This is a genomic window from Psychrobacter sp. GW64-MNA-CIBAN-0177 (genome assembly GCF_040309585.1).
GTDB lineage: Bacteria > Pseudomonadota > Gammaproteobacteria > Pseudomonadales > Moraxellaceae > Psychrobacter > Psychrobacter okhotskensis.
In genome coordinates this window covers 1-247 of the sequence record NZ_JBEOOY010000505.1, presented here as the reverse complement: position 1 = coordinate 247, position 247 = coordinate 1, and the positions used below count along the sequence as shown (strand labels likewise).

Annotated in this window: 1 pseudogene; it reads left to right on the top strand. The window is 43.7% G+C overall.

Going from position 1 to position 247, the window contains the following annotated elements:
* Positions 1-51: 51 nt before the first annotated feature.
* Positions 52-247, top strand: a pseudogene (locus AAEY79_RS16015) (GTP cyclohydrolase II); the annotation flags it as partial.

Sequence of the window (247 nt, the reverse complement as noted above, 5' to 3'; positions counted from 1 at the left end):
CAAGAAGGCCGTGGTCAGGGCCTTTCTAATAAGATTCAAGCAGTATACAAAATGCAGAGTGAAGCTTTAGATGCAGCAGAGTCATTTGAGGCACTGGGTTTAGAACAAGACGTTCGCGACTATGCACCAGCCATAGATGTGCTAAAAGAAATGGCAATAAAACAAGTACGATTGGTATCAAACAACCCACGTAAGCGACGCGCACTAGAACAAGCAGGAATCGAAGTAGAACTACTTAATACACACC